This window comes from Acinetobacter sp. YH16032, assembly GCF_013417345.1.
Classification (GTDB): Bacteria; Pseudomonadota; Gammaproteobacteria; order Pseudomonadales; family Moraxellaceae; genus Acinetobacter.
The window spans coordinates 1-23,590 of sequence record NZ_VPEE01000022.1 but is presented as its reverse complement, the minus strand read 5'-3'; the positions used below and the strand labels follow the sequence as shown (position 1 = coordinate 23,590).

At 38.5% G+C, this 23,590-nt stretch carries 24 protein-coding genes, 3 tRNA genes and 2 pseudogenes; 17 read left to right on the top strand and 12 right to left on the bottom strand.

Annotation, left to right across the window (positions count from 1 at the left end; genetic code table 11):
• Positions 1-147 precede the first annotated feature (147 nt).
• Positions 148-1,335: a trypsin-like peptidase domain-containing protein gene (locus FTV32_RS11415; protein WP_180028696.1), complete on the bottom strand. Its 1,188-nt coding sequence runs from the start codon at positions 1,333-1,335 to the stop codon at positions 148-150.
• A gap of 170 nt (positions 1,336-1,505) precedes the next feature.
• Here FTV32_RS11415 and FTV32_RS11410 point away from each other — a divergent pair, with 170 nt between their 5' ends.
• The 7 genes from FTV32_RS11410 (at position 1,506) to FTV32_RS11380 (ending at position 4,462) form a co-directional block, all read left to right on the top strand.
• Entirely contained in the window at positions 1,506-2,264 is a 759-nt protein-coding gene (locus FTV32_RS11410; RefSeq protein ID WP_180028695.1) for a Nif3-like dinuclear metal center hexameric protein, read from the top strand.
• 161 nt (positions 2,265-2,425) lie between these two features.
• Positions 2,426-3,052 (top strand): superoxide dismutase, encoded by a 627-nt coding sequence (locus FTV32_RS11405; RefSeq protein WP_092765960.1) that lies wholly within the window; start codon positions 2,426-2,428, stop codon positions 3,050-3,052.
• Positions 3,053-3,205: 153 nt separating this feature from the next.
• A tRNA-Asn gene (locus tag FTV32_RS11400) sits at positions 3,206-3,281 on the top strand.
• 6 nt (positions 3,282-3,287) lie between these two features.
• Positions 3,288-3,363 (top strand) — tRNA-Asn (locus FTV32_RS11395).
• Between the two features lie 96 nt (positions 3,364-3,459).
• Entirely contained in the window at positions 3,460-3,762 is a 303-nt protein-coding gene (locus FTV32_RS11390) for a hypothetical protein (protein ID WP_180028694.1), read from the top strand.
• A 106-nt stretch (positions 3,763-3,868) separates the two neighbouring features.
• A tRNA-Asn gene (locus FTV32_RS11385) sits at positions 3,869-3,944 on the top strand.
• A 65-nt stretch (positions 3,945-4,009) separates the two neighbouring features.
• Positions 4,010-4,462 carry a DUF2726 domain-containing protein gene (locus FTV32_RS11380; RefSeq protein ID WP_180028693.1) on the top strand — a complete coding sequence of 151 codons (453 nt, stop codon included), beginning with the start codon at positions 4,010-4,012 and terminating at the stop codon, positions 4,460-4,462.
• On the opposite strand, the gene FTV32_RS11375 is transcribed toward FTV32_RS11380, so the two are convergent.
• From FTV32_RS11375 to FTV32_RS11360, 4 genes are all read right to left on the bottom strand, one after another.
• Positions 4,463-4,693, bottom strand: a complete 231-nt coding sequence (locus FTV32_RS11375; protein WP_051586562.1) for a hypothetical protein — start codon at positions 4,691-4,693, stop codon at positions 4,463-4,465.
• A 112-nt stretch (positions 4,694-4,805) separates the two neighbouring features.
• Positions 4,806-6,029: a S9 family peptidase gene (locus FTV32_RS11370; protein ID WP_180028692.1), complete on the bottom strand. Its 1,224-nt coding sequence runs from the start codon at positions 6,027-6,029 to the stop codon at positions 4,806-4,808.
• 108 nt (positions 6,030-6,137) lie between these two features.
• Positions 6,138-7,016 (bottom strand): 4-hydroxybenzoate octaprenyltransferase, encoded by an 879-nt coding sequence (gene ubiA / locus FTV32_RS11365; protein WP_180028691.1) that lies wholly within the window; start codon positions 7,014-7,016, stop codon positions 6,138-6,140.
• Positions 7,017-7,026: 10 nt separating this feature from the next.
• Positions 7,027-7,518, bottom strand: coding sequence for a chorismate lyase (locus FTV32_RS11360; RefSeq protein ID WP_180028690.1), 492 nt, complete (start codon positions 7,516-7,518; stop codon positions 7,027-7,029).
• Positions 7,519-7,677: 159 nt separating this feature from the next.
• Between FTV32_RS11360 and FTV32_RS11355 the strand changes: the two genes are divergently transcribed.
• Positions 7,678-8,592 carry a polysaccharide deacetylase family protein gene (locus tag FTV32_RS11355; protein WP_180028689.1) on the top strand — a complete coding sequence of 305 codons (915 nt, stop codon included), beginning with the start codon at positions 7,678-7,680 and terminating at the stop codon, positions 8,590-8,592.
• Between the two features lie 30 nt (positions 8,593-8,622).
• Here FTV32_RS11355 and FTV32_RS11350 read toward each other — a convergent pair whose 3' ends face one another.
• Together FTV32_RS11350 and glnA are read right to left on the bottom strand one after the other, a co-directional pair.
• The gene (locus FTV32_RS11350) at positions 8,623-8,901 is read right to left on the bottom strand and encodes a hypothetical protein (protein ID WP_180028688.1); all 279 of its coding nucleotides are present in this window, start codon (positions 8,899-8,901) and stop codon (positions 8,623-8,625) included.
• A 96-nt stretch (positions 8,902-8,997) separates the two neighbouring features.
• Positions 8,998-10,413 carry a type I glutamate--ammonia ligase gene (glnA, locus tag FTV32_RS11345; protein WP_171076768.1) on the bottom strand — a complete coding sequence of 472 codons (1,416 nt, stop codon included), beginning with the start codon at positions 10,411-10,413 and terminating at the stop codon, positions 8,998-9,000.
• A 952-nt stretch (positions 10,414-11,365) separates the two neighbouring features.
• Here glnA and FTV32_RS11340 point away from each other — a divergent pair.
• The 6 genes from FTV32_RS11340 (at position 11,366) to FTV32_RS11315 (ending at position 15,875) form a co-directional block, all read left to right on the top strand.
• On the top strand, positions 11,366-11,950 hold the full coding sequence (locus FTV32_RS11340) for an aminodeoxychorismate/anthranilate synthase component II (RefSeq protein ID WP_218947410.1): 585 nt from the start codon (positions 11,366-11,368) through the stop codon (positions 11,948-11,950).
• A gap of 9 nt (positions 11,951-11,959) precedes the next feature.
• Positions 11,960-13,006 carry an anthranilate phosphoribosyltransferase gene (gene trpD / locus FTV32_RS11335; protein WP_035266991.1) on the top strand — a complete coding sequence of 349 codons (1,047 nt, stop codon included), beginning with the start codon at positions 11,960-11,962 and terminating at the stop codon, positions 13,004-13,006.
• A gap of 18 nt (positions 13,007-13,024) precedes the next feature.
• Entirely contained in the window at positions 13,025-13,831 is an 807-nt protein-coding gene (gene trpC / locus FTV32_RS11330; RefSeq protein ID WP_180028687.1) for an indole-3-glycerol phosphate synthase TrpC, read from the top strand.
• Between the two features lie 284 nt (positions 13,832-14,115).
• Positions 14,116-14,799, top strand: a complete 684-nt coding sequence (locus FTV32_RS11325; RefSeq protein ID WP_180028686.1) for a Smr/MutS family protein — start codon at positions 14,116-14,118, stop codon at positions 14,797-14,799.
• A gap of 94 nt (positions 14,800-14,893) precedes the next feature.
• Positions 14,894-15,442, top strand: a complete 549-nt coding sequence (folE, locus tag FTV32_RS11320; protein ID WP_171076769.1) for a GTP cyclohydrolase I FolE — start codon at positions 14,894-14,896, stop codon at positions 15,440-15,442.
• A 73-nt stretch (positions 15,443-15,515) separates the two neighbouring features.
• A complete protein-coding gene (locus FTV32_RS11315; RefSeq protein WP_092765949.1) occupies positions 15,516-15,875 on the top strand; it encodes a cupin domain-containing protein in 360 nt (119 codons plus the stop codon).
• A gap of 45 nt (positions 15,876-15,920) precedes the next feature.
• Here FTV32_RS11315 and FTV32_RS11310 read toward each other — a convergent pair whose 3' ends face one another.
• From FTV32_RS11310 to hemE, 4 genes are all read right to left on the bottom strand, one after another.
• Complete coding sequence (locus FTV32_RS11310; RefSeq protein WP_180028685.1) at positions 15,921-17,798, bottom strand: DUF4105 domain-containing protein; 1,878 nt, start codon at positions 17,796-17,798, stop codon at positions 15,921-15,923.
• A 59-nt stretch (positions 17,799-17,857) separates the two neighbouring features.
• Complete coding sequence (locus FTV32_RS11305; RefSeq protein ID WP_035266978.1) at positions 17,858-18,328, bottom strand: DUF3015 family protein; 471 nt, start codon at positions 18,326-18,328, stop codon at positions 17,858-17,860.
• A gap of 150 nt (positions 18,329-18,478) precedes the next feature.
• Entirely contained in the window at positions 18,479-19,279 is an 801-nt protein-coding gene (locus FTV32_RS11300; protein ID WP_180028684.1) for a DUF817 family protein, read from the bottom strand.
• Between the two features lie 17 nt (positions 19,280-19,296).
• Entirely contained in the window at positions 19,297-20,370 is a 1,074-nt protein-coding gene (gene hemE, locus FTV32_RS11295) for a uroporphyrinogen decarboxylase (RefSeq protein ID WP_180028683.1), read from the bottom strand.
• Between the two features lie 205 nt (positions 20,371-20,575).
• Between hemE and FTV32_RS11290 the strand changes: the two genes are divergently transcribed.
• From FTV32_RS11290 to FTV32_RS17520, 3 genes and pseudogenes are all read left to right on the top strand, one after another.
• Positions 20,576-21,805 (top strand): L,D-transpeptidase, encoded by a 1,230-nt coding sequence (locus tag FTV32_RS11290; RefSeq protein ID WP_180028682.1) that lies wholly within the window; start codon positions 20,576-20,578, stop codon positions 21,803-21,805.
• Positions 21,806-21,953: 148 nt separating this feature from the next.
• Positions 21,954-22,652 (top strand): pirin family protein, encoded by a 699-nt coding sequence (locus FTV32_RS11285; protein ID WP_180028681.1) that lies wholly within the window; start codon positions 21,954-21,956, stop codon positions 22,650-22,652.
• 338 nt (positions 22,653-22,990) lie between these two features.
• A pseudogene (locus FTV32_RS17520) lies at positions 22,991-23,359 on the top strand (hypothetical protein); the annotation flags it as partial.
• Positions 23,360-23,472: 113 nt separating this feature from the next.
• On the opposite strand, the pseudogene FTV32_RS11280 reads toward FTV32_RS17520, so the two are convergent.
• Positions 23,473-23,590, bottom strand: a pseudogene (locus FTV32_RS11280) (IS5/IS1182 family transposase); the annotation flags it as partial.

Genomic DNA, 23,590 nt, shown 5'->3' with positions numbered 1-23,590 from the left:
GTATTAAAACCCTATCTCACCGTCACTTAGGAATGCATGACCGCATTTAAATCACTAAGTAGCAGATTTATTCAGATCCATTCAAAGGTTTGAAACAATATAGAATCTAAGAATTATAAAAAAGCCCCATTACTGGGGCTTGTTAATTTAACGACGAGGTAATGGAATATACTGGCTATTACGATCGCTGGTTTCAGCTGGTCGTTCACCAATAACCACTTCCGTATTGATACTCTTACCTTCACGTAAAATCTCAATTTTTGCAGAGGTATTCGGTGATTGCATCGCAACATAATTAATCAATTGTGATGGATTATTGATCTCCTGATCATTTACTTTCATGATCCGATCACCGACTTTAATCTTAGCTTTATCTGCTGGACCAGACTCATAGACGCTGCTCACAATTACACCCTTCTCACGAGGTTGTAATACATCGGGTTGCGTCGGATTCGCCAAACCAATTCCTAGCCACCCTCGAATTACTCTGCCTTCTTTTAATATTGAATTCAGAACTTGCTGGCAGACTTTAGCAGGAATAGCAAAACCAATTCCTAAAGAACCACCCGATTGCGAGAAAATTGCAGTATTAATCCCAATCAAATTACCTGCAACATCAATGAGTGCTCCCCCAGAATTACCTGGATTAATAGCAGCATCGGTTTGAATAAAATCTTCATAGAAATTTATACCCAATCCCGAACGTTCTGTCGCAGATATGATCCCTTGCGTAACTGTTTGCCCCACGCCAAATGGATTACCAATTGCGAGTACAACATCTCCAACTTCATTTCCACTCAGTTTGAAAGGAAGCACTGGCAGTTTGTCCATTTCGATTTTAATGACTGCTAAATCCGTATCAGGATCTGTTCCAATTACTTTGGCTTCTGCTCGACGACCATCATACAAAGCCACAACAATCTGGTCAGCCTGTGCAATCACATGATTATTAGTCAGAATATAACCATCAGGTCGAACAATCACCCCCGAACCCAAACTATTTTCATTTGGCTCTTGTCCAAAACGTTCAGGTAATTGACCACCAAAAAATTCTCTAAAAACAGGATCATTTAAAATCGGATGATCCACTTTTTTTACAGTTTGTGTTGTAAAAATATTAACGACTGCAGGTGCTGCGACCTTTACCGCAGCATTGTATGACACTACTCCCCCAGAACGTGTCGTATCCACCAAAGGTTCTACTTTTTCAGCTGGCATTTTATATCCATCAGCTGCTATTTGAGGCTTTGGTTGATTTAGTTTTTGCCATGTGACAAAACTAATAATGACAATAATGAGTAACACCCATGGTAACCATGTAAAGGACCGGCGCACTTTAATATCCTCTGAGAATTTTAATTTATTGATGACAAAAGTATTTTATGACTGCATATTGTAATCAAAAAAAATTTATATACCTAAAATTGTGAAAATAGTTTTGTTCGGCTTTAGTTAAGATTAAAAATATGCTTTGATCTTTATATTTTCACAGACTTAAGAACATTATGGCAAAGCTAAACGACATTATCCAATGGTGTGATCAGACCCTAAAAGCCAATGAATTTAAAGATTACGCTCCCAATGGTCTGCAAATCGAAGGTAAAACAGAAGTAAAGCGAATTGTTTGTGCTGTATCGGCTTCTCAATCAGCCATTGATGCTGCAATCGAGCTGCAAGCTGATGTTTTATTGGTTCACCATGGCTATTTTTGGAAAGGTGAGCCATCTCCGATTACAGGAATACGTGGCAAGCGAATTAAATCACTCATTCAACATGATATTTCACTATTAGCTTATCATTTACCTCTCGATAGCCACCCTAGCTTGGGAAATAATGCAGCGATAGCAGATTTACTTCATCTTGATCAAATTGAAGCACTTGATCCGAGTGAACGTCATCCCATTGGAAATATCGGCTATTTAAAAAATGCAATGACACCAGATGAGTTCAAAGCTTTTGTGTCACAACAACTTAATTATGATGCGATACATTTGATGGCTGATAAACCAAGTATTCAAAAAGTTGGATTTTGTACTGGCGGGGCTCAAGACTTTATCACTAAAGCTGCCGAACAAAATTGCGATGCTTATATTTCAGGTGAAGTCAGTGAGCGTACCTTTTATCAAGCTGTAGAATTAGATGTGCATTATTACGCATGTGGACATCATGCGACTGAACGTTATGGCGTTCAACGACTAGGTCAAGCAATTTGTGAACAATTTGGTCTTGAATATCATTACGTTGAACTCAATAATCCTATTTAAATTGATTTAACCACGCGTTTTAAATTGGAGTGAGCTTATACGTATTAATTCACGCTTTATTCTGTATTCTTATTTATAAGTAATGCGCAAAATATGGTGAGAATCTATTACAATAAGTGCACTTCGATGTAAAACCCAGCACAATGCAAGGAACTTAAAACATGACAACGATTACTTTACCTGCTCTTCCGTACGGTTACGAAGATCTTGCTCCACACATCAGCAAAGAAACTTTAGAATACCACCACGACAAACACCACAATACTTACGTTGTTAATTTAAACAACCTTATTGCAGGTACTGATCTTGAAGGTAAAACGCTTGAAGAAATCATCAAAGCTTCTGCTGGTGATGCTTCTAAAGCGGGTATCTTCAACAACGCAGCACAAGTTTGGAACCACACATTCTACTGGAACTGTATGGCTAAAAACGGTGGTGGTAAAGCGACTGGTGCTTTAGCTGCTAAAATCGATGAAGCTTTCGGTTCTTACGAAAAATTTGCTGAAGAATTTGCTGCTGCTGCTACAACTCAATTCGGTTCAGGTTGGGCTTGGTTAGTTGCTGATGAAGTAAATGGTAAACTTTCTATCATGAAAACTTCAAATGCTGATACTCCACTTGCTCACGGTAAAGTTGCTGTATTAACGATCGATGTTTGGGAACATGCTTACTACATCGACTTCCGCAACGCTCGTCCTAAGTATATTTCTACTTTCTTAGAAAGCTTAGTGAACTGGGATTACGCTAACGCGAAATATGCTGGTCAAGAAGCTGGCGTTGAAAAATAAGATTTAACCGTCTTATTTTGTTTAAAAAACCATCCTTTTAGGATGGTTTTTTTATTATTTACATCAATTTGAGTATTAATAAATCAAACTATTCATTTCTTTACAATAATTGGTTGACGACTAGTAATTTCAACCCTAAAATGCGCATCAGATTCTCCAATAGCTCAGTCGGTAGAGCGACGGACTGTTAATCCGCAGGTCCCTGGTTCGAGCCCAGGTTGGAGAGCCAATCTAATCTCCCATAGCTCAGTCGGTAGAGCGACGGACTGTTAATCCGCAGGTCCCTGGTTCGAGCCCAGGTGGGAGAGCCAAGATTCTAAAAACCCAAGCATAATGACTTGGGTTTTTTTATGCCTAAATTTTTGATTTGCTATAGAATTATTCTAATTTTCTAAAAAAGTCTAAAAATGAATACACCTTGGCTTAAATCACTGATTTTCTGGTCTCTACTTGTTGGCAGTCTCATCTTTATATTTCAATGCACTCAGAAATCTGAACATAATAAAGTAGCCCCTGCACTTATGTATGAACGTTTGTATCACTGCACTTCAGAATTATCCTCTGAACACACACTCCTGATTAAAAAAATTCAAAACGAGGTAAATGTGGAATCATCACAACAGACCATGATGGAACTCATGAGTTTATGCCGTAAAGCGAATCCACTGAAAAGCAAAGCAGAGTATGTCCATTTATTAAAAAAGCTATAGATCGTTTCACTTAGATTAAATTTAAATCAGTTGATTCATATTTCTAATTTTTTTCAATGTTAAGGCTTGACCTCTCTTCATTTGACTCATAGAATGCGTACCAGATTCTCCAATAGCTCAGTCGGTAGAGCGACGGACTGTTAATCCGCAGGTCCCTGGTTCGAGCCCAGGTTGGAGAGCCAAGATTCTAAAAACCCACTCAATCGAGTGGGTTTTTTCTTATATGTGCTTTTATTTACGAATTCTTGTGTTTCAATCCAGTCAAATTACTTTCTTAATTATTGGTGTAATTGCAACCCTTGCCCTGCTCACCATTACCTTTCAACAATTATTTAAAAAGCCACAACGCTTTTACCCCAAACGCATTATTACCGCATTTGAAAGTAAAATGTTTTTTAGATTAAAAGAGAGCTTTCCGCAATACCATGTGCTTGCTCAAGTCGCTTTTAGCGCTTTAATCACAAACCCCAGTCTAAAGATTCGAGCTAAATTTAATCGAAAAGTGACTGACTTTGTCTTACTGGATGATCAGCTTAAAGTTGTCGCCATTATCGAACTCGATGATCCAAGTCATCTTGGTAAGGAACAAGAAGATGCTGAGCGCGATCAAATGTTTTATGAAGCAGGATATCGAGTATTTCGCTATAACGACATCCCAAGTGTTCAAAGTCTCAAAAAAGACATTCTTGCTAAAAAATAATTAGTTCAAAGGCTCTGCTACAGACGAAGCATTCTGCTCAAGTTGCTCTTGTTTTTCTCTAGCTTCAATTCGCGCGGCTTGTTCTGCACGTAAACGATCGTACTCTGCTTTGTTTTTTGCATCACTCTTTACTGCAAAAAAAGCAATCGCAATGATAAGCAACGGGATAAGGGGGCCTAGACTTGCCAATAAAATAAATTTAGTGGTGAATTTCTTTTTTGATGAAGTCATCGACAAAACCTGAGTCATTGAGTCCGAGGCAATATAACAGAATAAAGTCATAGAAAAAACTTTAGGTTTAAGTGTCAACTAGGATGCAACACCCTAGCTGACATAGTCACGTTTAGCGCACCGGTAAATACGATTTAATAAAATCAACAACCTCTTCATTTTTCTCAACAATCGCTTGTGTATGCGATGCTCCTGCCACAATATCTAATACAATTGGAGGTTGAGTCCCCAATCCATTTAACTGATTTACTAATTGTTGTGTTACTTGATATGGGACAGCGGTGTCATTTTCACCTTGAACCACATAAACCGGTTTCATGAGTTTTTGAGTTCCAGGCTGATTATTACTTAAAAAACTACTCACCACTGGATCATGTTCAAAGCCAACCTTTAACCCAGGATAGTCCATTACTTTTTGTGTTGAATTTGATTCCAAATAAGTCTTAATATCTGTTCTAAACTCATCAATTAATGGCATCAAGCATATGCCATTTTCACCAGTCGACCCCTCAGCTTTCTCTGCCACAGCTTGAGACCTAGATTGGAATATCGTTGCTAATGAAAATCTAGGTTCATATGCTTTAATCCCTACGCCTGTATAAGCAGCATAAGCTAATAGCTCTGAATAAATAGCGATTGCCAAATCTCTATTTTGACTTTCTATCGCTGAAATGGCATTTGGTGCGACTTGGGTAATAATGTAACCCAAACTGGATGCTGGAGCAGTCGCTACAGCCCCTTTGTAATACGGATCATTATTAGCATATTGTGCAATTCCTAATGATGCATGACCACCTTGGGATTGGCCGACAGACATCCAAGATTTATTTAATCGTGATGGATATGCTTGGTGAACCGACTTTATTGCATGAATCGCAGATTGTGCAGCACTAGATAGATGAAGATAAGGATGAATCCCTTTAACCCCCAAACCTTCATAATCAGGGGCTACAATGACATAACCTTCTTTAAGAAGACTGTTCGCTAAAATTTCAAAATTCGAATTAAGTACATTATTGCTTGGTGCACATTCGTCTCCAACACCAGTTGTTCCATGTGCCCATACCACCACTGGCCATCCTGCTGCTGGCTGAGCAGTTTTAGGAAACATGACCATTGCTGTAGCCTCAGTTTTCTGACCCAGAACATTCGGCATTAAATAAGTCATAATTTGGATTTTGGAAGCTTGCTCTAGACTATCTTTTTGATAAGCTTTCTCAGCAACAAACACTTTTTCTTGAAAAATATTTTTATCATCATCACTATTACAAGCCGTTAAGAGTAATGCTGCCGTACAGCACATTGCGATAACCGTTTTTTTAATTGTACTCTTCATAATTCTTTCCATTCATTATTATCACTCTCCATGAGTACTTTTAATTAAACATAAAAAAAAGCATCCGACTAGGATGCTTAATTAGTTTATTTTTATTTAATGTTAAGATTAAATTAATGCAATAAAAATCCCCATAAAGATCATCACCCCTACCCATCGGTTATGTCTAAATGCCCAGAAGCACCATTGCGGATCTTTATCACGTGTTTTGGTCCATTGATAGATGAAATCACCTAACACGAGCACTAATGCGATTAATCCAAAAGGGACAAGTATGTGTTCAAGCCATAGTGCAGTACCAATTAAAATAACACTCATCGCCTGCAATAAACTGATAATTTTAATATCATTTTTTCCAAACAAAATAGCCGTCGACTTAACCCCAATCTTTAAATCATATTCGCGATCCGTAATTGCATATTGAGTATCATAAGCCACAGTCCAAGCCAAATTACCGAAATAAAGTAGCCAACACGTCCAATCCAAAGGCTTACCCATTGCAGTAAATGACATCGGTATACCCCATGAGAATGCCATCCCCAGTACCACTTGAGGTAAATGCGTATAGCGCTTCATAAATGGATAGATGAAAGCAAGTACCAGCCCAATTAAAGCACAATAAAAAGTTTCAATAGGCAGGAAAAACAATGTACAAGCACTTGCAGCAACCAGTGCGATAAACACCCAAACTGCTTCTTTTGCCGAAATCACACCTGTGGCTAATGGACGATTTTTGGTTCTTTCTACGTGTGCATCCACTTTACGATCAGCAAAATCATTAATGGCACATCCCGCTGCACGCATAAATATAGTGCCACATACGATGGCAAGCAGTGTCACTAAATCAGGTATTCCACCAGCTGCAATCCACAGCGCCCATAAGGTGGGCCACAGGACTAACTCAGTACCTATTGGCTTATCGAAACGACATAAATAGTAATAAGCGCTTAAACGCTCGCGCCAGGTGATTGCTTGTGCGGTTGCCATAAAGTCTAGCTCAATGAGTTTTTATAAAACGTTCAAATGCTGGTAAAAATGTTTCTTGGACAATAAATTTACAGCCATGCCAAGTATAACAGCTCTGTCTAGTCCATCCATCCTCAAGTAAGATCACGCGACGTTGGCATTGCGGTTCTGTGCGTTGGAACAAGAATCGACCTATGGGCTGATTTCCAATATGTTGAAAGAGACGTGCTTTTTTTTGAAGGCTGGTAATTGGAAAAATAGATTTCGCTTTTACCCAAGGTTCGCAATCAGAACCAAATAAATGAGTCTCTCTAACCCAAGAAGTATGCTGATGTGATACACCCATCCAGCTAGCATCATTAAAGTTTAAACGTTGAAATCGCTCTTGGATTCGTTGGACTTTAAATATTCCATCAGCTAAATCTGTCAGTTGTTGGGTAAGTGAGCCTGAGGCGTACAACCATTTTTTTAACTCAGGACACATTAATTTTTCCTGATGATTAAATTGACGGCTTTCAAGCATATTTCAGACTACCATTATTTTATACTCTCAAGTGTACCCAAGCTTTAGAACTAATGCACCAAACCTATGGTTTAGTTTAAGGCATCACACTCACACATTTCATACTGCACCCCCCAAAAAAATGCTATAAACATTCATTCGTAAAAAACTTCATTAAACATGCTTAAATTTAGCTTGTACTTATTTATATCACTGTTATTTCTGTCCCAAGCTCATGCTCGTCAATTAGCACTGAGTTTTGATGATGGATTAAATCCAACTATCGATCCTACTGCTCCACACATTAATCAACAAATACTAGCGCATTTAAAATCCAAAAATATTCAATCGATCATTTTCCCAAGTTACATCAAAATCGGTGACAATGCGGGTAAAGACTTAATACGTCAATGGGATAAACACGGACATATTGTCGGCAATCACAGTGCTTTTCATGAAAATTTAAATAAACCTGAAGTTTTGGCGAAAGACTACATCAAGAGCATTAAAATTAATGAATTGGTTTTTCATGATTTAAAAAACTATAGGAAAATTTTTAGATATCCCTATCTCAAAGAAGGCAATAATATTGCGAAAAGAGATCAAGTCCAAAACTGGTTAAAACAAAATCATTACCAGCATGGTGGTGTCAGTATTGATGCAAGTGACTGGTTTTATAATCAAAAATATCTAGCGTATCTAAAAGCAGGAAAAACGTCACACATTAAAAGATTGAAGCTTGCTTATATTGATCATCTTCTTGATCGAGCTGAATATTATGACTCACTCGCATTGCAAACCCTTCAACACTCTCCTCAACATGTATTGTTACTCCATACGAATGCGATTAATGGACAGTTTCTAGGCGAGATCATTCTAGCCTTAGAAAGCAAAGGTTGGAAAATAATCAATGCAACAGATGCTTATACTAATCCACTATATAAGAATTTCAGCTCTAATATCCCCGCTGGAGAGAGTATTATATGGTCTATCGCCAAGAGCCAAAATATTGAAAATTTAAGATATCCTGCTGAGGATGCACCTTATGAGCGTGAAAACTTACTCAAATATGACTTGGATGATCACAAGGAATAAATCTTATTTTTTAGGCGCAGACACACACATTCAAGCACTGTCTGATTTTGCAATCACTTCAAATTTACCTTGTGCTGTTTTTACTAAAATAAAACCTTCGGCACTGATATAAAATTCATTTGGATAATCAAATTGTAAAGCCAAATCAGGATTTCTCAGTTCAAGAAATTGTGCCTGTTTATAGCCTTCCATGGTTCTGCCAACTTCCAAATAGGTCACTTCAGAAAAATTGAGCTTAAATCCTTTTTCGTGGTCACTTGGATCATTCCAAGGAAAAAATCCCGTGTGCTTTTTACGTGGCTTTGCCATGAAATATTTCTCATATTTGACTACATTTATTTTAACTCAAAACACAAAAAAACCCGCGCATTGCGCGGGTTTTTTACAGCGAAATTCGTGAACGAATTACAGGCTGTAGTACATATCAAATTCAACTGGGTGAGTTGTCGTATTAAGACGACGAACTTCTTCAGTTTTAAGCTCAATGTAAGCATCAAGCATTTCTTTAGTGAATACGCCACCTTTAAGAAGGTAATCGTGATCCGCTTGAAGAGCTTCTAAAGCCATATCCAAGCTGTGTGCAACTGTAGGAATTTTTGCTTCTTCTTCAGGAGGTAGATCATACAAATTCTTGTCTGAAGCTTCACCTGGATGAATCTTGTTTTGAATACCGTCGATACCCGCCATTAACAATGCAGCAAAACCTAAGTACGGGTTCATCATTGGATCTGGGAAACGTGCTTCAATACGTTTACCTTTCGGGCTAGAAACGTATGGAATACGGATAGAAGCTGAACGGTTACGCGCTGAGTAAGCAAGCATAATTGGCGCTTCATAATGTGGCACTAAACGCTTATACGAGTTTGTAGAAGGGTTAGTAATCGCATTTAATGAGCGTGCGTGCTTGATGATACCGCCAATGAAATACAATGCCATTTCTGAAAGGCCTGCATATTCATCACCAGCAAACAAGTTCTTGCCGTCTTTAGAAATTGACATATGAACGTGCATACCAGAACCGTTATCACCAACCATTGGTTTAGGCATAAACGTTGCAGTTTTAGCATATTGATGAGCAACGTTCCAAACAGCATATTTAAACTGTTGTACTTCATCAGCTTTACGAACCATTGTGTTGAAGCTCACACCAATTTCTAATTGGCAAGATGCAACTTCATGGTGATGTACTTCTACACGACCTGGCCCCATGATGTCTTCAATTTTCGCACACATTTCTGCACGCATATCGTGGTGAGAATCAACTGGAGGCACTGGGAAGTAACCACCTTTAACGCGTGGACGGTGGCCTGAGTTACCTGATTCGTAAGAATTACCTGTAGACCAAGCAGCTTCTTCAGCGATTAATGTATGGCGAGCACCAGACATATCGATGTCCCATTTAACTTCGTCAAATACGAAGAATTCTGGTTCTGGACCAAAGAAAGCAGTATCACCAATACCAGTAGATTTTAAATATTCTTCTGCACGGCGAGCAATTGAACGTGGGTCACGGTCATAACCTTGACCAGTAGATGGCTCAATAACATCACAAGTCACCACTACAGTTGGCTCTGCAAAAAACGGGTCGATAAAACCTGTTTCAGCATCTGGACGTAAGATCATGTCAGACGCTTCGATACCTTTCCAACCAGCAATTGAAGAACCGTCGAACATTTTACCATCTTCAAAAGTATCTTCATCGATAGTATCTGCTGGGTAAGTAACATGTTGTTCTTTACCCTTAGTGTCCGTAAAACGGAAGTCTACCCATTTTGCGCCACTTTCTTGGATGAGTTGTAGGACCTTGTTCGCCATGCTCATTTTGCTCCGATGATTTTTTGTTGCACATTTAGTGCGTGTTAGTAGTTGGTAGTTTTAAAGCAATTACCGTACCAACTTTTAAAAGCAAAGCTAAAATCTTGAAATCCTTATCAGATTAACAGCTTTATTCACTTTGCTTTGCGACTATTATACTGTGCTTAAAACTAAATGCACCATATTCAGGCACAGTTCATCGCAATAAAAAATATTTATTTACAACCTGTATCAAAATGGTGCACCTCAGAGCATGATCGTTTAATTATTAAACTTAAAGTCAAGTTTATTCAGGGATTTAATTACTTAATTTACCAAACGATATATTTTATAAATTTTTATAAATTAGAAAAATGGATCAAATTTTCAGGCACATGCGTTTAATGCCTTGTTTTATATATCAATAAATAAAAAAATTTAATATTTAATTTTTACTTGAAAGACTAAAATTACAACTCAATCATGACTTTATTAATACACATCGAGCCATGATGAATCTAAATTTTGTGCATCATATTAGTTCATTAAAATTAAATATCTTCGCTAAATGATGTAAAAGTGAACGACCGCGAGACTAAATCTTATAAATTATAAATTTACTGAGTGCATTTTGTTTGTTTGTTTTTAAAACAAATCTTACTCATCAAACAGAATGATTAAAAAAACTTATGAATAACACGTATGAGCTTTTAGATTCAGATCAATATTTCATTTATTAGCGCTATTCACCTAGAACCATTCATTCACACATTAATTTGATTTAAGTGATCAATATTGCTGATGTTTTGAACCCCAAAATTTAACCTGCGCTGATAAAAGAATCTGCTATGATAACTGCCACTTAATCGCTTTGAGTTACTAGACAAGGATGCAGTCAACACCCTGTGATGTATCTTATTAATGTGAATAACAAAGCTAAATTAAGTTAAATTATAAATTTCAAGAGGTTAAGCTTAAAATGCTTCTGATGATCGACAACTATGACTCTTTTACCTACAACATCGTCCAATATTTTGGCGAGTTAAATCAGAAAGTAAAAGTGGTCCGTAATGATGCCGTGACTTTGGAGGATATTGAGCGATGGCAACCAAAATATCTCGTCATTGGACCTGGTCCCTGCTCTCCCTCTGAGGCAGGTATTTCAATCCCAGCGATTCAACACTTTTCAGGCAAGATTCCACTGCTTGGGGTGTGCTTAGGTCACCAAAGTATCGGGCAAGCATTTGGTGGAGATATTGTTCGTGCAAAAAAAGTAATGCACGGGCGTTTATCTGACATGTACCACACTGATCAAGGGATCTTTAGCAATCTACCCTCTCCATTCTCAGCGACTCGCTATCACTCTTTAGTCATTGATCAAGCGACTTTACCTGAATGTTTAGAGGTGACGTGTTGGACCAATGAAGAAGATGGTTCTATGGAAGAAATTATGGGTGTGAAACATAAAATCCTTCCCGTTGAAGGTGTTCAGTTCCATCCAGAATCGATACTCAGCCAACATGGCCACAAAATTTTCCAAAACTTCTTAGAAATTTATGCGTAAGAGCAAGACATGAATATTCAACAAGCATTAAACAACATTACGAAAAATATTGAATTAACACAGCCTCAAATGGAAGCTGTTATGCGCACCATTATGGATGGTGAAGCGACTGATGCACAAATCGGTGCATTGATGATGGGTTTGCGTTTAAAAGGCGAAAGTATTGACGAAATTACTGCTGCTGCACGTGTGATGCGTGAATATGCGATCAAGATTGATGTCAGTGATCTTCCATACTTAGTCGATATCGTTGGCACGGGTGGTGATGGACAAAACCTGTTTAATGTATCAACTGCATCAAGTTTTGTAATTGCAGCTGCAGGTGCAACGATTGCCAAACACGGTGGCCGAGGTGTGTCATCAAAATCAGGCTCGTCAGATCTATTAGAACAAGCTGGTATTAATCTCGACCTAAATATGGCACAGACTGAACGCTGTATCCGCGATTTGGGTGTGGGTTTTCTCTTTGCTCCAAACCATCATAAAGCAATGAAGTATGCAGCAGGTCCTCGTAAAGAATTGGGCTTCAGAAGCATTTTCAACTTACTTGGCCCGCTTACGAATCCGGCTGGTGTAAAGCGCTTTGTAATTGGCGTGTTCTCAACAGAATTATGTCGACCTATTGCTGAAGTTCTTAAGCAACTTGGTGCTGAGCACGTCATGGTTGTTCACTCTAAAGATGGACTAGATGAAATCAGTCTTGCTTCATCCACCTATGTCGCTGAGTTAAAAAATGGTGAAATTACTGAGTGGGAAATCCTCCCTGAGGATGTAGAGATTGAATCTCAAACATTGACGCATTTATCTGTTGATAGCTCTGCTGAAAGTTTGGCACTGATCAAAGATGCACTAGGTAAGAAAAAATCACCGAAAGGTGAAAAAGCGGCCAGTATGATTGCATTGAATGCTGGTGCTGGTATTTATGTCTCAGGTTTAACTTCGAGTTATAAACAAGGTGTGGCATTAGCACATGACATCATTTATGGTGGTCAGGCACTTGAAAAGATGGATGTGCTTTCTGAATTCACAAAAACAATAAAACATTATGAAGCTTAATTAAGTCAGGACATTCTTATGTTAGATATCGCGAATACTATTCTTGGCAAAATTGTTGACCGTAAACAAGAAGAGTTTGCTGCACGATTAAAACAACGTAGTTATAAGGACGTCGAAGAACTCGCTCAAGCCACTAGCCCTGTTCGCGGTTTTGCTCAAGCACTACAACACAAACGTCCTGCTGTCATTGCTGAAATCAAAAAAGCATCTCCTTCTAAAGGCATTATTCGAGAAAACTTCAATCCTGCTGAAATAGCTGAACAGTATCAATCAGCGGGTGCAGCTTGTTTATCAGTACTTACAGATATTGATTTCTTCCAAGGTGCCGATGAGAACATTCATATTGCTCGCTCTCACTGTGATTTGCCTGCACTAAGAAAAGATTTCTTAATCGATCCTTATGGTGTGATTGAAGCTCGTGCATTGCATGCAGACTGTATCCTTCTCATTGTTGCATGTCTTTCAGATCAACAACTTGAGGAAATGTCGAAAACTGCATTTGAACATCATTTAGATGTACTGGTTGAAGTGCATGATGAATATGAACTAGAACGTGCTCTCAAATTATCAGATCGTTGTTTATTAGGCGTTAATAATCGTAATTTAAAAACTTTTGATGTTGATTTGAACACATCAATTCGTCTAAAAAAACAACTTGCACCATCTCGTTTATTAGTGACGGAAAGCGGCATTGCAACCTCAGCGGATGTCACCATGATGCAAGAAAATGACATTCACACTTTCCTTGTGGGTGAAAGTTTTATGAAACAGCCTCGTCCTGATCATGCCTTTACCGCATTGTTTGGCGAACCTCAGAATATTTGACTCTAATATTCTGCGGTAAATTGTTCGACTAAAAATAATTCAATCTCATAAGAATGGATTTCCGAATCCATTCTTGCCTCCATTAATGCCAACAACAATAGCTAGAACAAATTCAAAATAAATTAGATTAATAATCAATCTCTTTTTTTTGCTTTATCCCTTAAGTTATCTCCAATTCATCCAACACCTTAAAATCAACTTAAATACTTCTCACTACAAAGTTGAGGGATTTTCGGATTATAATCACATTCATTCATCTTCCACTTTAAAGTCACAAGCACGTTATGAGTAAACATGATTCTTCTTTATCAAAAGATCAATTTAATTTACTGAAACAGTTTAAGAAACAAATCAGTAATCCTGCTCCTCGTGTTGAAGCTCCTAAACCTATTGAAAAGACGGTTGAACAAGAGCATGAGGAAGATTTAGAACTCTTTCGTCAGCAAATGCAAGGTGTTCAAAAAATTGATCATGGCAATATTGCAAAAATTGAGAAACCAGCCAAAAAGAAATTAGATTCTCAAACCTTAGCAAAACGTGCTGCTGCTGAAGGTCCAATGCATACTGATGAAACTGTGATGTCTGATACTCAAGCCATGCTCAATCCAGTTGGCAGTCAGGCTAGTCTGAGTTATCGAATTGCGACCTTACAACATAAAGTATTTGAAGATCTGAAAGCTGGAAATTTACGTTGGTTTGAAGCAGTTGATTTGCATGGCTGTACCGTAGAAGAAGCACGTTCAGCTGTATTGCAAATTATTCAGATGGCGAAAGAGCAAAATCAAAACGTCATTAAAATTGTTCATGGTAAAGGCCCTGAAGCTGTTTTAAAAACCTATGTTAATAGTTGGCTCAGACAACATCGTGATGTTTTGGCTTTTGTCAGTGCGCCTGAAAAACAAGGTGGCACTGGCGCGGTCTTAGTTCTGCTTAAACGTGCAGAAAAGAATCCAAAATTTACTCAATAATCGGAATTTTTTCTGAATATACGGCATTGTAATCGTTTTCTGATACAATGCCGTCCTTGTTCAACATCTGTGTAAGTGAACACGTCTTATGTCTATGCAGCAATCCTACGCCAACATTTTAACTGCCGTTGGCGAAGATCTTACTCGTCCTGGTCTTAAAGATACACCAATGCGTGCTGCTAAAGCTTTTTCGTATTTGACGTCAGGTTATAGCCAAACGCTTGAAGAAGTGACCAACAATGCGGTCTTCCCTTCAGACAACCGTGAAATGGTTTTGGTCAAGAACATCGAATTCTATTCGCTTTGTGAACATCATTTACTGCCGTTCTATGGACGTGTGCATATTGCCTACTTACCAGAAGGTCAAGTTTTAGGTTTATCTAAATTTGCACGTATTACTGAAATGTTTGCCCGTCGTCTACAGATTCAAGAAAATCTAACTCAACAGATTGCTGAAGCTGTGGCTCAAGTGACTGGTGCTAGAGGCGTAGCTGTTGTCATTGATTCAGCACATATGTGTATGATGATGCGTGGTGTAGGCAAACAAGAGTCAACTACTCGTACAGTATCATTTGTTGGGGACTTTAAAACTAACAAAGATGAACGTCGCGAGTTTCTGAGCGCTGTTCCAGAAAGTTATTAATTCATAAAAACCTCAACCCTGTTGAGGTTTTTTTTAGACCGTATTCCAAGGCTCAATTTCTTAAGGTGAATATATGACATCTCTTCATGTTGCAGGTCAAGGTCAACAACACGCAGAAAAATCAGTCGACTTCCCGCGTCCTGATCGTCTCGTCCAAGGCAATCCCGAACGTCACACCTACAGTCTTTATGAACACGAGCATATGGAATGTGGGATTTGGGAATGTGAAGTTGGTGCTTGGAATATTCAATTTGCCGACAATAAACAAGAATTCTTTCAAATTATAGAAGGAAAAGTTCGCATCCACACTCAAAGTAAAAATCACTTTATCGAAGTTTCGGCAGGTCAAGCAGGTGTAATACCACCAGGATTCATTGGAACATTCGAAGTCGTTGAGAAAGTGAAAAAGTACTATGTGAATGTAATCGTTTAAAAACAAGCCTCACCTTTCAACACAGTACTTCCTAGTACTGTGTATTTACCAATAGCGTGTAAATCCTAAACTAGTTTGATGCCAATCATGCTGTTCTTGTAATTGATAATTCCAGTGAATAGAGATAGCACTTTGCGAGTTAAGTGCATACTGAACTGAGGATCGTAGTCCGAGCTGCCAAGCCTGCTGATCTTCCCAAAAAGGGATTTCAATTTGCACTAAGCTATTCACTCGATCTGACCATAAGTTTTGACAACCTACAGTTGGCCCTAGCCCCAATCTCCAGCCCTTTTCTAAAATTTTTCCAGCTTGAATATGATTCTGCATCTGCGCATAACACAGGTGTTCACGATCTGCATCTGCCCAACTATATCCAAACTGTGTTGATAGATTCAAAACACCATGTTGCTCGCTATCACTGAAATTTCCAGAATCATCAATTGAGAGTTGTTTCCAACCGAATCCAAATCCCCAACTCAACGGCGTCTTAAAAGGTGTAATTGGATTATAAGAATTCACTTCTAAAAGATCCAAATCAGCCAACTTGAGTTGATCATTCCGAAACTCAAGACTCCCCTCAAGAAATTTCAACTGCGTTCCAAGTCGGTATCCCCCCTGAAGATCAGATAAATCGTGATAGGCTTGTCGATGGTTGATCTGCACAAACGTATCGTCTTGCACTCGTCCAAATTCAATCGATGTTTTTCGAGCATGATGCCCATCCACAGGGTCAATTCGTGGTCTTGCCACTTCAGTACGTTGTTTTTCAACAGGGAGTTGGCTTCTTAAACTCAAAATTTGTCGTATTTTAGGTTGCGCAATACTCGCTTCGATTTTTTGAGAAATGAGCTGTAGATACAAATGATCATATGCCATCTCAAGAATACGCGCCTGATCCTTGGCCGTAAATTGAGCTAAAAATTCACGCATTTGTGCTGGTTGCACCAGCGTTAATTGATGTGCCGAATGTGCTAAGTCATTACCATGTTGTTTTGCTTGATGAAGTAACTGCGTTTCAAGTGCTGGGCGATAAACAGTATCTCTAATGAGGCCTTGCTGCTGCACCGCTTTGATGGTTTCGACTGGAATTGCAATATGACTAAACTGTGCTTGTAGATTGGCATCGGGTTTTACCAAATCAATGAGTCCCAATAAGCGGTAGGCACAATTATCACTTATAAAATAATAGGGAAATTGGACATGCTTTAACTCCCAGATATGTTGTACTAAACGTGTGGTTTCTTCTGGGTTTAATGCTAATTCGTATTCCCACAAATCACGGCTTTCGAAATCACCATACTCTTTTACTTTTCGATAGTAGGGCATTAACGAATATTCACCTGGATATTGACCCGTTAAGCCTTTCCAAGCAAAAGAAAAACTATCACTATTTTCGACCGTCGCAGCGTAGTTGACTGCATAAGAAATAAGATTAAGCTCTTTTTGATCTTTAGGATCAAGACGTAGCAAGGTATGACCAAACATCGAACTTGGATTTCCCATGAAATCTGTCGCATAAATCAATGTTGCTTGATACGGTTTAATCTGTCCAATCCATTCCTCTAGAGCAGGACAATCTGCTTTAGGAAGCTCCTCTTGTTTTATTTTCAGTTGTTCTATTAACCATGCAGAGCGAGCTGGGAAACGACATATAATGGATTGATCTTGTCCTCGATCTATAAATAATTCACGAATATTTGCATTCAGCTCATCTTGTAAATTATCTGCACCATTTGCACTAAAAAAAAATCCTGAATAGCTAACTTCACTCTTCGCTTGATGTGCATACATTAATCTTTGCCAAGTTTTATTTTTATCAAGCTGATGGTGTTGTGCTTGTGCAATATATTGTTCAACTGGAGAAGTATATGCATGTGTCAGAAAGCTACTGACAATCAAGGCAGAAAAAAAAGCAAATTTCATAAAATGAACTTAATAATGATGAAACAAAAAAACCCTGCCATAAGACAGGGTTTTCGCAATTAAACGTAAGCTTTTAATACTTCGTCTTGAGACATAACAGTTTGAAGAGATGCAAGGACTTGGAATGCATCTTGATTGTCCGCTGAATAAATTTCAGAGAAATTTTCTTTTGATACTGCAAAGAAACGTGCTTTATCTTCAGATTTAATATTCAGAAGCTCTGCAAGGACGTTAAGACTTTCCCCCTCACCTACCGCCATATCACGTGCAAGAGCTTCGGCATTTTCATTTGTAAATGTTACTGCTTGTGCTGTTACTGTACCTGTACCACTACAGCCTAACGTCCCGAAAGTAATACCGAATAATTGGTTAGCAAATAAACCGTTGGTCGTACCTGCTAAGATTTTTGCAACTTTACCAGACTGACCTGCCCAAACTTGTGAACCGATACCACAACCAACATCACGGTCAGCAAATGCAGCTGTTGATCCTACTGCCAATACCGCAGCTAAAGCTAATTTTTTATACATAACATCACTCCAAACTTGATGTGCTCAAGTGTTCTTTATTGTTCCAATTTTGTTCTTTTACGAACTTCTTTAACATAGCGATATCAAGCCAAGAACGCAAAACAAATCTTACCAATGCCATCAAGTATTGAGTTTTTTTGATGAATTAACTTATTCGCCCTTCAATCGCCACAAACCCTGTGAATTCCGTTCACCTAAGATTTTTAACACCAATACTAAACTCAGCATTAGTAGGAGATACCAAGAACCAAGTTTCCCCCATCCCACCATATGCCACTGTTCCACTTGCGTTGGATACAACCAAATTTGATAAAAAGTACTGATATTTTCAGCAATCCAAATAATAAATGCCAACAACAAAAGCACAGGAAGCATTGGCAAGGTCATCTCATGATATTTAAGCTTGAACGTTATTTTAGTTTTCCAAAATATCAACACGCTCCATGCAAACAATAAGTATCGTATATCTGGGATAAAGAACTTCGTCATAAAGTTTAAATAGGACAAGATCGCTAAACTCATCATATTGAAAAAACTAGGTAAGTTCTCAATTTCTACGCGATAGAGCCTGAGTGAACGAGCAAAAAAACTGCCTACGGCAGAATACATAAATCCCGCAAAAAGTGGTACGGTCATAATCTTAAATACCGCAGGTTGCGGATATTGCCATGATGCAATCTGTGGATGTGTCAGGAAAATCTCCATGACCATTGCCAACATATGAAATATTGCAATAACTTTGGCTTCAGCCCAAGACTCTAACTTTAAAAGCAGTAAACAGACCTGAATAACCACTGCATAAATCAAGAGGTAGTCGTATCGGTACAATCCATAATATTCTTGATGCCCTATCGAAGCCGTCAAAGCAAAGGCTAGCAGTAATAAAATACCAAATAAGGCAGCGGATGCTGCCTTATAATGAAACTCAAATAATGATTTTAAAAAGCTCACACATTCATCCTAAATGTTTAGCCTAAATATTTTGCGCTGTACTCATGTACCGTATCAATGAAAACTTTAGGATTCGCAGGATCTACCCATTGGGTGATACCGTGTCCAAGGTTTGCAACATAACCCGTTTTTTCACCAGCAGCATATGCATCATCGAGCATTAATTTTACTGACTTTTCGATACTCGCAGGAGAGCCATATAATGTTGCAGGGTCTAAATTACCTTGTAGGGCAGCGCGACCAGCAACAGTTTGACGTGCAACATTTAAAGGGGTTGTCCAATCTAGTCCAAACGCATCTGCGCCAGTTGCGATCATAGGTTCTAACCATTGACCACCACCTTTGGTAAATAAAATTACTGGTACTTTGCGGCCTTCATTTTCACGATTTAAACCCTTCACGATTTTGTGCATATAATTGAGGGAAAATTCTTGATATTCTCGATGTGCAAGTGCACCACCCCAACTGTCAAAAATTTGAATCGCCTGCGCACCTGCCTCAATCTGTGCGTTCAAATAATCTATGACTGAATCAGCCAAATGATCTAACAAGGCATGTAAAACTTCAGGTTGTGCATACATCATTTGCTTGGTGTAACGGAAATCTTTACTCGACCCACCCTCGATCATATACGTCGCGAGTGTCCATGGACTCCCAGAAAACCCGATTAGCGGTACCTGGCCACCTAATGCTGATCGGATTGTCGACACTGCATTCATGACATAGTCTAAGTCCGATTTAGCATCAATTTTTGGTAATTGGGCTACATCCTGCTCAGTACGGACTGTTTTCTTAAATTTTGGTCCTTCCCCTGCTTCAAAATATAGTCCTAAGCCCAAAGCATCAGGAACAGTCAAAATATCTGAAAATAGTATGGCTGCATCTAAGTCATAGCGACGAAGCGGCTGTAAAGTCACTTCACAAGCAAAGTCATTATTTTTGCACAAAGAAAGAAAATCACCCGCAGTTGCGCGTGTCGCACGATATTCAGGTAAATATCGACCAGCCTGACGCATCATCCAAACTGGCGTGCAGTCCACAGGTTCACGTAATAAGGCACGCAGAAAACGATCATTTTTTAAGGTCGTCATTTACTTTCTCGATGCAAAATTGAAATTCCATTCATCATACCAAAAAGCTGCACTTTAAAGTATTTAGTTAGAATGAAAATAAAGATTGAGACTATCGGAATTTATTTGATTTAAACAAAACAAATACTGCATATCCGTGTTTTTTCTGCAATACTTTATCCGTGTTTTTATAAATCAATATGAATAATTCTTAAGGTTGAATTACATGTTCGTTCGCTCAATTCTTGCTTTGAGTTTAAGTTGTATTATGTCTGGAACTGCATTGGCTGCTTCTGGTACTGCTGAACAACCGCTTTCTCCAATTACAAAAACGAGTTTAGATACTATTCAAGATCCAATTGATCCTCTCGCGGTAGAATCTAGCTCTGAAGCCCAAATTAGCCAGCAAGAGCAAAATGATCTAAATCAAGCTGCAGATACGCTTCAAAACCTGGAAAGAACTGAGGATAGCACTGCGGACATTGGCAGTGCACCTGCATCTTCAGCAGTGACAAATCCAGCTTCATCTACATCAGCACCTGCTACAGCAAATTCATGGACGCTAGACAGTCTGAATAATGCTGAATGGTATGAAAATATTGGCAAAGGTCAATTCCCTGTATATGCCCGTGCACATGTAATGTTAAATAATTCACATGCTTCGCCAGGTGCTATTGACGGTACAAGTGGAAAAAATACACTTAAAGCAATTGCTTCATTCCAGCAAATGAATGGTTTAAAGGCTACAGGTGTTTTGACGAAAGAAACTTGGGATGCTCTAGTTGCACGCCAAGCTGGTAAACCTGCTTATGTTGAATATACGATTACCGAAGCAGACCTAAAAGGTCCTTATGCAGCCTCAATTCCTCATGACTATGCTTTACAAGCGAAAATGAAAGGTCTTTATTACACTCGTGTAAGTGAAATGCTGGCTGAAAAATTCCATATGGATGAAGAGTTTCTCAAGAAACTAAATCCTAAAGCGACATTTAAGAAAGCGGGTGAAAAGCTTATTGTGACCAACATTCGCAATGAACTTCCAGAAAATATTCATTTAATCGTGGCACATAAAGGCGCTAAACAACTTTATTTGTTTAACCAACAGAACCAAATGGTTGGCTCATTCCCAGCAACCATCGGTAGTGCTGACACTCCTTCGCCGACTGGAACATACAAAATTACTGGTGTAGCGAAAAATCCTTGGTATAGCTATTCACCAAGTAACTTTGTACAAGGTAAAAATTTGAAGCCACTTTCATTACCACCTGGTCCTAATGGTCCTGTAGGTAATATCTGGATCGGTTTAAGCAAAAAATCGTTCGGTATTCACGGTACACCTAATCCATCAAGCATTTCAAAGACAGCTTCACACGGTTGTATCCGCTTAACCAACTGGGATGCGAATGATCTGGGTAACAAAGTTCGTTCTGGCGTTACAGTAAAATTCTTAGAATAATCTAATTTTAAAAAGCCTGCTTCAAGCAGGCTTTTTTATCCTTTTTATGTTTCAAAATTAGCACGATACGTTGTCCTAACCTACTATCTTATTCATTTTAAACTATTAAAATAACATCATCTTTAAGAATAATGAAAGGAGCATCATCATGAATGCTTATTTACATCGCAGTGAATCACGTGGTCATGTAAAAATGGGTTGGTTAGAATCCAAACACAGCTTCTCATTTGGGAGCTGGTATGACCCTAACCACATGGGCATCAGTGCTCTCCGTGTCATTAATGATGACCTCATTGCTGGTCATCAAGGTTTCGGTACACATCCACACGACAATATGGAAATTCTCACCTGTGTATTACAGGGAGCGATTACACATAAAGATAGTATGGGTAACCACGGTGATATCAAAGCTGGTGAATGGCAACTGATGAGTGCTGGTACAGGCATTCAACACAGTGAAATCAACCAAGGTGATGAAACAGTTCATTTACTGCAAATCTGGATTATTCCAAATCAGCGCAATGCAGAGCCGAATTACCAACAAATTCAACTCGATCCTGCTGAACAACCGAACCAATGGCATCTGATTTGTGGACCGACAGAACAAGCACCCATGCATATTCGCCAAAATGCGGAGGTTAAAACAGCTGTTTTGGAGAAAGGTCATTCACTTGAAGTTGTTGCAACACAACATGTCAGCTATCTACATGTAATTAGTGGTTCAATTCAAGTCGCTGAACACACTGTGAATGCTGGAGATGCTATTGCATTTATTGATCCAGCGCAGATTGAAGCATCAGAAGATGCTCGTGTGATTTGGTTCGATCTTCCAGAAAAAGTGGCTTAAACGCTGTAGAGAAACCACCTTAGGGTGGTTTTTTTATGCCATGCTCAAAAAATTAAATCAAACAGTAAATATCAGTCTTAATATCGCACGAATATGAAGAAAATAAAAAAAGCCACTAATGATTAGTGGCTTTTTAAAAATTTGGCGGAAGCGGTGGCAGTCAAATTAAACACATATATTACTGATAAATAAATATAAAATATTTTATATTTAATTTTTTACTACTATTTTTACTACAAAAAATTTCAATTAACTCTTTGTTTGGAGTTTCATCATCAAACTTTATTTTTATTTAATGATTTGCTGATTGCACATTAAAAATCGTGAATTGCCATGGAATGCAATCAGATATGTCATTAACCACATTAATCAAACGTATGCATCGGCAGAAGCCTAAAGAAGATGGCTTACCTAAATAGAATCGAGTAATCACTACACATGGATTTTGATCCACATTCCGTGACTGGTCTGCCGATAAAACTGAATATCCTAGAAAAGTCTGTAAGCATGTACTTGCTCACAAACTGCCAGATGAAGTTGAAATAGCATACTTACGTGGTACTTATCTTGAAAAGCGTAAAGGATTAATGAGCGATTGGGCTGAATTCTGTAACGCCGACTTTAACCACTGTATTATTTTTAATTCTGTAATACACTGTTTCGTACTTTTCCTGATCACCATTGCAGCTGCTAACAGCAATCACTAAACGGCTACCTTTTTGAAAGAAAATATCATTTTAGATAAAACCTCTTTCTTTACTATAACAAGGCTCTGTTGCATAAAGATTTTAAAGATAGAGCTTTCCTAAGCTGTTTAAATTTAAGTGACAACTTGGGTATGAGCTCGGCCTAATTCCATAAATTTATTTAATACTGCCACACGTGCATGAATCTCATTCACCTGGCTTTGAAAACTCCGTGCACTGAGTTTATCTCCC